Raw genomic sequence first — 894 nt, forward strand, 5'->3', positions numbered from 1 at the left:
CGCGGGGCCGCCGCTCGGTGTGCGGGAGGTGGCCGGACCGGAGGATCTCGATCTTCTCGACCTGGCGAAGGCCGTCGCGGCCGAGGAAGGTCCGCGCGTCCGCATGGTGCCGGTCCCGCTTCCCGGAGCAACCAGGGCCCTGGCCGGCGGCGCGCTACTTCCCGGCACGGCTGTCGAGCGCCGCGGCCCGACCTTCGCAGAGTGGCTCGCCTCCACGCGCGGCAAAGGCTCGGGGTCATGACGAGCGAGCAGATACGTCTGGTGACGGTGGGGCACGGCACTGCGACGCAGGAGGACTTCACCCGTCTGCTTGTCGGCTCGGGAATCAACGCCCTCGTGGACGTCCGGATCGGTCCGGGTAGCCGGAAGTACCCGCACTTCGGCAAGGACCGCATGGAGCGCGCCGATTGCTGCGGCTTCGGCAGCCGAGGTGATCGCCGAGGTCGCCGCGGGGCCGCCGCTCGGTGTGCGGGAGGTGGCCGGACCGGAGGATCTCGATCTTCTCGACCTGGCGAAGGCCGTCGCGGCCGAGGAAGGTCCGCGCGTCCGCATGGTGCCGGTCCCGCTTCCCGGAGCAACCAGGGCCCTGGCCGGCGGCGCGCTACTTCCCGGCACGGCTGTCGAGCGCCGCGGCCCGACCTTCGCAGAGTGGCTCGCCTCCACGCGCGGCAAAGGCTCGGGGTCATGACGAGCGAGCAGATACGTCTGGTGACGGTGGGGCACGGCACTGCGACGCAGGAGGACTTCACCCGTCTGCTTGTCGGCTCGGGAATCAACGCCCTCGTGGACGTCCGGATCGGTCCGGGTAGCCGGAAGTACCCGCACTTCGGCAAGGACCGCATGGAAGCGTGGCTCCCCGCCGCCGGCGTCGAATACCGGTGGGAGAAGAGGCTG

General features: G+C 71.3%; 2 protein-coding genes and 1 pseudogene. All 3 read left to right on the forward strand.

Annotated features, from left to right (window positions below):
• Window positions 1–241: pseudogene (locus Y705_RS22325) on the forward strand (3-beta hydroxysteroid dehydrogenase); the annotation flags it as partial.
• A gap of 189 nt (window positions 242–430) precedes the next feature.
• Entirely contained in the window at window positions 431–688 is a 258-nt protein-coding gene (locus Y705_RS0109095; RefSeq protein ID WP_026532634.1) for a hypothetical protein, read from the forward strand.
• Window positions 685–894, forward strand: a 210-nt coding sequence (locus Y705_RS18665) for a DUF488 domain-containing protein (RefSeq protein ID WP_155849995.1), incomplete at its 3' end; no start/stop codon positions are given. The genes Y705_RS0109095 and Y705_RS18665, both read left to right, overlap by 4 nt.

Origin of the sequence: Arthrobacter sp. H41 (assembly GCF_000520535.1) — a bacterium.
Lineage (GTDB): Bacteria > Actinomycetota > Actinomycetes > Actinomycetales > Micrococcaceae > Arthrobacter_D.